A 444-nucleotide genomic window follows, 5' to 3' on the forward strand; every position below is an offset into this window, starting at 1 on the left:
CCGGGCTGGCGTGCGTGGTTCGCGGCCATGCGCGTTGGCATCGGGCGAATCCGCGGCGCCAGCGCCGACGCCATCGTCGCGATCCTGGCCGCGCGCGCCTTGCGCCGCCCGCCGCGACGCAGTCCGCAACTCAACACGTTCCAGGCCTTCGCCGCGTTGCTGCGCCAGCAATGGCAGCCGGTGGGCCCGGAAGACCGCTGGCAGCGCATCGCCGCGTTTTCGATCTCCGCCTTCATGCAGTTGGTGTTCGCGCTGTTCGTGCTGTGGCTGGCCTATGCACGTTACGGCGGCGCGCCAACGCCGGTGCAGGAAGGCGAGGACGTGGTGCAGGTGGAATTCATCGGCGAGGGCACGCCGGAGGAGCAGGGCGGTGGCGAGCCGGCCGGGCCGCAACCCGACCCGCAACCTGCGCGCACGGCGACGCGCGCACCGGCACCTGCCCAG

1 pseudogene is annotated in these 444 nt (G+C 72.5%); it reads left to right on the plus strand.

Annotated elements, in window-relative coordinates:
* Positions 1 to 27: 27 nt before the first annotated feature.
* A pseudogene (locus QAA18_RS12850) lies at positions 28 to 444 on the plus strand (hypothetical protein); the annotation flags it as partial.

Origin of the sequence: Luteimonas sp. 8-5 (assembly GCF_029763755.1) — a bacterium.
Taxonomy (GTDB): Bacteria; Pseudomonadota; Gammaproteobacteria; order Xanthomonadales; family Xanthomonadaceae; genus Cognatiluteimonas.